Below are 7,094 nucleotides of genomic sequence, written 5' to 3' on the forward strand. Positions count from 1 at the left end.
GTCCGTCCAGCACCGCGGGCAGCGCGACGATCGCCGCGCCCACCACGGTGAGCCCGCAGATCAGGGCGATGAGTCCACCCCCCAGTGCGGTCGCGGTCGCCGCACGCGAGGCGATCCGTGTGAGGACGCCGTCCGCCGTGCGCACCTGCTCCCTACGGGAGGGCAGCGCACCGGCGACAGTCAGCTCGGCCGTCCCGCCGAGAAGATCGGCGACCCGTACGGCCAGAGCGGCCCGGGCGGGTGCCAGCCTGCGCTCGGCGCGCCGGGCGCAGGCATCGCTCAGCACGGGCACGCCCACCCCCGCGAGGAGCAGCCCGGCGGCCAGTACGGCGCCTGCCTCGGGCAGCATCCAGCAGGTGAAGGCGACAGACCCCGCCCCGACCGTGAGTGCCGTCCCCGCGGGCAGCAGCCACCGCAGCCAGTAGTCCTGCAGCGTGTCCACGTCGGAGACCAGCCGGGAGAGCAGGTCACCCCGTCGCGTGGCCCGAAGGCCGGCGGGCGCGATGCGCTCCAGCCCGCTGTACACGGCCACCCTGAGCTCGGCGAGCATCCTGAGCACGGCGTCGTGGGAGACCAGCCGCTCCGCGTAACGGAAGACGGCCCGGCCGATGCCGAAGGCCCGGGTCGCGGTGACCGCGACCATCAGGTACATCACCGGAGGCTGCTCGGAGGCGCGTGAGATCAGCCATCCGGAGACGGCCATGAGCCCGACCGAGGACCCCACGGCGAGACTGCCCAGCAGCAGAGCCAGCCCCAGCTTCCCACGCCGGGACCCGGCGGCCTCCCGGACCCGGGCCAGGACGCGGCCGCCGGGCCTGGGGGAGGTGGCCTTGAGCAGCACAACCTCCCCCGCGCCCAGGCGCCCGGCCCCGTCCGGCACAGCTGAAGCCGTCACACCGGGGGCGGCCGAAGCCGTCCCGCCGGGGGCGGCCGAAGCCGTCCCACCGTCCGGCACCCTCTGTCCGGCCGGCGTCCCGCCCGGCCCCGGTGCCAGCGCCACCACACGGTCCGCGACCGGGAGCAGCGCCGGCCGGTGCACGACCAGCAGTACGGTGCGCCCCGCGGCCAGCCTGCGTACCGCGTCGACGATGCCCGCCTCCGTCTCGCCGTCCAGACTCGCCGTAGGCTCGTCGAGCAGCAGCAGCGGCCGGTCGGCGAGGAAGGCCCGCGCCAGAGCGACGCGCTGCCGCTGTCCTGCGGAGAGCCCGGCGCCGTCCTCACCCAGCGGTGTCCCGGCGCCGTCCGGCAGTGCGTCCACGAAGTCGCCTGCCCCTGCCTCCCGCAGTGCCGCCATGACCGCCGCGTCGTCCGCGTCCGGGCGGGCCAGCCGCACGTTCTCCGCGATCGTCCCGGCGAAGAGATGAGGGCGCTGGGGCACCCAGGCGATCTGCTCGCGCCAGCGATCGGGGGAGAGGGCTGACAGATCGGTTCCGCCGACCCGTATCCGCCCCTCGTCGGGCACCGTGAACCCCAGCACCACATCGAGGAGCGTGGACTTACCGATCCCACTGGGACCGACCAGAGCGACGGTCTCCCCCGGCTCGACCACGAGGGAGGCGGTATCGAGGGAGGGCTCGGCCCTGCCCTGACGCCTGACCGTCACCCCGTCCAGCTCCAGCCGCAGCGACTGCGGCACCTCCTCGGAGCCACCGGCCGTGGGCTCGGTCTCCAGCACCTCGAATATCTCCTCCGCGGCCGAGAGTCCTTCCGCGGCCGCGTGGTACTGCGCGCCGACCTGGCGGATCGGCAGATAGGCCTCCGGCGCCAGGATGAGAACCACCAGCCCCGTGTAGAGGTCGAGCTCTCCGTGGACGAGCCGCATTCCGATCGTCACCGCGACCAGGGCCACCGAGAGAGTCGCCAGCAGCTCCAGGGCGAAGGAGGAGAGAAAGGCGATGCGGAGCGTCTTCAGCGTGGCCCTGCGGTACTGCGAAGTGATGCTGCGAATCGATTCGGCCTGTGCCTTGGCCCGTCCGAAGACCTTCAGCGTCGGCAGTCCGGCGACCACGTCGAGGAAGTGCCCGGAGAGCCGTGACAGCAGTCTCCACTGCCGGTCCATCCGGGACTGGGTGGCCCATCCGATCAGAATCATGAAGAGCGGAATCAGCGGCAGCGTCACCACGATGATCGCCGCCGACACCCAGTCCTCGGTGACGATCCGGGCCAGCACCGCCACCGGGACGACGACTGCGAGACCGAGCTGGGGGAGATAACGCGAGAAGTAGTCGTCGAGGGCGTCGACGCCCCGGGTGGCAAGAGCGATCAGCGACCCGGTGCGCTGCCCGCTCAGCCATTCCGGCCCCAGGCTGGAGGCACGTTCCAGAAGCCGGCCGCGCAGTTCGGACTTGACCGCGGAACTCGCCCGGTGCGCGGCCAGTTCGGTCAGCCAGGCCACGAGCGCCCGCCCCAGCGCGACAGCGGTGAGCAGGAGGAGGGGGGTGCGGAGCGCGGCAGCGCTCAGCCCGTCCTCGAACCCGCCCACCACCACCTCGGCGACGAGCATGGCCTGGGCGATGACCAGGGCAGCTCCGAGCAGGCCCAGTGCCACCACGGCCGCCATGAAGAACCGGGTGGCCCGGGCGTACCGGAGCAGACGCGGGTCGATCGGTTTCACGTGAAACAGCTCCCCAGTGAGCTCATGCCGTTCGCTCAGCCAGTTCGGTGCACAGGGCACGTTCGGTGTGCCGCATCGGCCGGTTCACGGCGCATCGGCACGTTCGGTGGACATCGCCGGTCGGTGGACATCGCCGGTCGGTGGACATCGGCGGCCGATGGACATCGGCGGACAGCGCGCATCGACGGACAGTGCGCATCGGCGATCAGTGCGCATCGGCGATGTGATGCGTGCCTATGCGCTTGCGGAACACCCAGTACGTCCATCCCTGGTACAGCAGCACCACCGGAGTGGCGATACCGGCGCACCAGGTCATGATCTTGAGGGTGTACGGGCTGGACGACGCGTTGGAGACCGTGAGGTTCCAGGCGTCGTTCAGCGAGGACGGCATCACGTTCGGGAAGAGCGTGAGGAAGAGCATCGCGACCGTCGCAGCGATGGTCACACCGGAGAACGCGAAGGACCAGCCCTCGCGCCCCGCCGCTATGGCACCGATGGCCACGAGCAGGGATGTCACGGCGATGACCATTGCCATCAGGCTCCAGCCGTTGCCGTTGTCCGCCTGGGTCAGGACGAGGAAGCCCAGCGCGAGCACCGCGGTGGCCAGGCCCAGCTTGAGGGCCAGACCGCGTGCTCGCTTCCGTATGTCCCCGACCGTCTTGAGCGCGGCGAACACCGAGCCGTGGAAGGTGAAGAGGAACAGGGTGACCAGTCCGCCCAGGAGGGCGTACGGGTTGAGCAGGTCCCAGAGATTGCCGACGTACTCCATGTCGGCATCGATCTTCACGCCGCGGACGATGTTCCCGAAGGCCACGCCCCAGAGAACGGCCGGGATCAGCGAGGTCCAGAAGATCGCGTGCTCCCAGTTGGTCTGCCAGCGCTCCTCGGGCCGCTTCGCCCGGTACTCGAACGCCACTCCGCGCACGATCAGGCAGAGCAGGATGACCAGCAGGGGCAGATAGAAACCGGAGAACAGGGTGGCGTACCACTCCGGAAAGGCCGCGAACGTCGCACCGCCCGCGCTGAGCAGCCAGACCTCGTTCCCGTCCCAGACCGGCCCGATCGTATTGATCAGAACCCGGCGCTCCTTGCGGTCACGGGCCAGCAGCTTGGTGAGGACCCCGATACCGAAGTCGAATCCCTCCAGGAAGAAGTAGCCGGTCCACAGGACGGCGATGAGCACGAACCAGACGTCGTGGAGTTCCATCTCGCAGCTCCGCTTGATCTCAGTAGGAGAAGGCCATCGGCCGGTCGGCGTCCTGGTCGTGGCCGCCGATCCGGGTGGGCGGGTCGAGGTCGGCCTCGGTGAGCTCGGGCGGTCCGGCCTTGACGTACTTCAGGAGCAGCTTGACCTCGATGACGGCGAGCACCGCGTAGAGCGCCGTGAAGCCGATCATGGAGGTGAGGATCTCCCCCGGCGAGACCCCCGGAGAGACCGCGTCACGGGTCTGGAACACCCCGTACACCACCCAGGGCTGGCGGCCCATCTCGGTGAAGATCCAGCCCCAGGAATTGGCGATCAAGGGGAAGAGCATGGTCCAGAGGGCGGTGATCCAGTAGAGCCTGGCGAGCTTCGGACTCAGCGCCTTGTTCCTGAACAGGACCAGATTCGGCACCTCGTCCTCACCGGTGCGCAACGCCGGCGGCAGCAGGAACTTCCGCCGCGTCAGCCACAGTCCCAGCAGACCGAGCCCGAAGGACGCCATACCGAAGCCGATCATCCAGCGGAAGCTCCAGAAGGCGACCGGGATGTTGGGCCGGTAGTCGCCGGGTCCGTAGGTCTCCTGCAGCTCCTTGTTGATGTCGTTGATGCCCGGGACGTAGGAGGTGAAGGTGTTGTCCGCGAGGAAGGAGAGCACGCCGGGTATGGAGACCTCCACGTCGTTGTGCCCCTCGGCGACATCGCCGACCGCGAAGAGCGAGAAGGGGGCGCCGTCCTCGCCCTCCCACAGGGCCTCCGCTGCGGCCATCTTCATCGGCTGCTGCTTGAACATCACCTTGCCGAGCGTGTCTCCGCTGACAGCGGTGAGCATGCCGGCGGCCACCACCGTGACCAGTCCGACCCGGAGTGAGGTGCGCATCACCCTGATGTGCTTCTTGCGGGCCAGGTGGAAGGCGGAGATGCCCACCATGAAGGCTCCCCCGACGAGGAAGGCCGCCGTGATGGTGTGGAAGAACTGGGTGAGTGCGGTGTCCTGGGTGAGCACCTTCCAGAAGTCGGTGAGCTCGGCACGGCCGCGTTCCTCGTTGATGCGGTAGCCGACCGGGTGCTGCATCCAGGAGTTGGCGGCCAGGATGAAGAAGGTCGAGAGGATCGTGCCTATGGACACCATCCATATGCAGGCGAGATGGATCTTCTTCGGCAGCTTGTCCCAGCCGAAGATCCACAGGCCGATGAAGGTGGACTCGAAGAAGAACGCGATCAGCGCCTCGAAGGCGAGCGGTGCGCCGAAGACGTCACCGACGAACCGCGAGTAGTCGGACCAGTTCATACCGAACTGGAATTCCTGGACGATTCCCGTGACCACGCCCATGGCGATGTTGATCAGGAACAGCTTCCCCCAGAACTTGGTGGCCCTGAGGTACTTCTCGTCGTCCGTGCGCACCCAGGCGGTCTGCAGGCCGGCGGTGAGCGCGGCGAGGGAGATCGTCAGGGGGACGAACAGGAAGTGGTAGACGGTGGTGATGCCGAACTGCCATCGCGCCAGGGTCTCTGGTGCCAGAGCCAGGTCCACGACTCTTCTCCTTACGTCGCCGTGATCACAGCCGCAGGTCGCCCGGTCGAACCACCCGATCACGGGAGGAAACAGGGCACGCTTGTGAACGCGTTCACATTCACAAGCATTATGGCGCACATGTCTTCGAAGGCGTCGAGCGGGGGGTGGTTTCCGGCCGACCCGCCCGAGCCCACCGAAACCGGACAGGCCGCCGAAGGAACGGGCGGCGGCGCCGGACGCGGAAGGACCGGTGGCCCCTGACCTCGGTCATCGAGGTCAGGGGCCACCGGAAGCGATCGGGCAGCGGCCGCGCCGCTACTGCTCCTGACGGAAGGACTCCGCCACCTTCAGGAACACGTCGTTGGCCTCGGCCTCCCCGATCGTGACCCGCACCCCCTCACCGGCGAACGGCCGCACGACCACCCCCGCCCGCTCGCAGATCCCGGCGAATTCGAGCGTGCGGTCCCCGAGCCGCAGCCAGACGAAGTTCGCCTGGGACTCCGGTACGGTCCAGCCCTGCCGCACGAGCCCCTCGTACACCCGGGCGCGCTCACCGACCAGCGATCCGACCCGCCCCAGCAGCTCGTCCTCGGCACGCAGCGAGGCGACCGCGGCGTCCTGGGCGACCTGGCTGACACCGAAGGGGACGGCCGTCTTGCGCAGTGCCGCCGCCACGGGCTCGTGCGCCACGGCGAAGCCGACCCGCAGACCCGCGAGGCCGTACGCCTTGGAGAAGGTCCGCAGGACCGCGACATTGGGCCGGTCCCGGTAGATCTCGATGCCGTCGGGCACGTCGGCGTCCCGGATGAACTCCTTGTACGCCTCGTCGAGCACCACGAGGACGTCGTCAGGGACGCGGTCCAGGAACCGCTCCAGCTCCGCCCGGCGCACCACCGTGCCGGTCGGGTTGTTCGGATTGCAGACGAAGATCATCCGCGTACGGTCGGTGACCGCGCCGGCCATGGCGTCGAGATCGTGCACCTCCCCGCCGGTCAGCGGCACCTTGACGGATGTCGCACCGCTGATCTGCGTGATGATCGGATACGCCTCGAACGAACGCCAGGCGTAGATGACCTCGTCACCAGGGCCCGAGGTCGCCTGGAGCAGCTGCTGGGCGACACCGACCGACCCCGTGCCGGTCGCCAGATGGGAGACCGGCACACCGAACCGGTCGGAAAGCTCGTTCATCAGACCGGTGCACGCCATGTCCGGATACCGGTTGAAGGCGGCTGCCGCAGCGAGTACCGACTCCATGACTCCCGGCAACGGGGGATACGGGTTCTCGTTGGAGGAGAGCTTGAAGGCAACCGGCCCCTCCGCGGACGCCGGCTTGCCCGGCACATACGCAGGGACGCCGTCCAGTTCGGCGCGCAGCTTGGGGCTCGTCTCGCTCACCGCAGGTCCTCCTCGACCATCCGTCCACATCAATACTGCTCACCCTATGAGGATTGGGCATCCGTGCGAACGGCCCGGATCCGAAATCGCTCGCTCCGAGGAGGGACACCTGCCGTGCGCGGCTCCGGCCGGCTTCGGGAGGGGAGCGCCGCACGTCCCGCCGCACGCCGGTCGCTCACTCCGTGGCGCGCATCCCTCGAACAGGTGAGTTGAGACCTCTCCGAGACATGGGGCATTCAACAGGTTCATGTGCGTCGATGCATGACACATTGACCCTGACACCTCCAATACCCTTGCTTCGCAAGGGAATTACGCCTTTTTGATCATGCAGAAACGTGCCTGTCAACGTGTGCATATGCGACCGGCCC

At 68.6% G+C, this 7,094-nt stretch carries 4 protein-coding genes; all 4 read right to left on the reverse strand.

Translation table 11 applies throughout. The features are described 5' to 3' along the window. Window positions 1–2,614, reverse strand: a 2,614-nt coding sequence (gene cydD, locus VN520_RS26040) for a thiol reductant ABC exporter subunit CydD (protein WP_325749381.1), incomplete at its 3' end; no start/stop codon positions are given. A gap of 205 nt (window positions 2,615–2,819) precedes the next feature. Then, window positions 2,820–3,821, reverse strand: coding sequence for a cytochrome d ubiquinol oxidase subunit II (cydB, locus tag VN520_RS26045; protein WP_325749382.1), 1,002 nt, complete (start codon window positions 3,819–3,821; stop codon window positions 2,820–2,822). A gap of 19 nt (window positions 3,822–3,840) precedes the next feature. After that, window positions 3,841–5,349 (reverse strand): cytochrome ubiquinol oxidase subunit I, encoded by a 1,509-nt coding sequence (locus tag VN520_RS26050; protein WP_325749383.1) that lies wholly within the window; start codon window positions 5,347–5,349, stop codon window positions 3,841–3,843. A gap of 297 nt (window positions 5,350–5,646) precedes the next feature. Beyond that, window positions 5,647–6,726: a histidinol-phosphate transaminase gene (hisC, locus tag VN520_RS26055; RefSeq protein WP_325749384.1), complete on the reverse strand. Its 1,080-nt coding sequence runs from the start codon at window positions 6,724–6,726 to the stop codon at window positions 5,647–5,649. Between the last annotated feature and the right edge of the window lie 368 nt (window positions 6,727–7,094).

Source organism: Streptomyces sp. (assembly GCF_035563135.1).
In the GTDB taxonomy this organism is placed as follows: Bacteria; Actinomycetota; Actinomycetes; order Streptomycetales; family Streptomycetaceae; genus Streptomyces.

Excerpts from the sequence above, each read along its gene's own strand:
- cydB (WP_325749382.1), bottom strand. The coding sequence starts at position 3,821 with ATGGAACTCCACGACGTCTGGTTCGTGCTCATCGCCGTCCTGTGGACC.